Below are 256 nucleotides of genomic sequence, written 5' to 3' on the forward strand. Positions count from 1 at the left end.
CGACCGCGCCCGGGGTGCCGATGATGCCGCCCTGGATCTCGCCGCTCTGCACCGCGCGGCCGACATCGGCTCCGGTGGTCAGCGGGCGGAGGGTGACGTCCACACCGCGCGCGGAGAAGAAGCCCTGCTTCTCGCCCACGTACAGAACGGTGTTCAGGAAGATCGGCGGGATACCGGGCACCCCGAGGGTGATCTTCGTCTTTCCGCCGGACGCGCCGTCACCCGCGGAATCGGAGGACGAGCCGTTCGAGCCGCA

The organism is Streptomyces lushanensis (assembly GCF_001700515.1).
Classification (GTDB): Bacteria; Actinomycetota; Actinomycetes; order Streptomycetales; family Streptomycetaceae; genus Streptomyces; species Streptomyces lushanensis.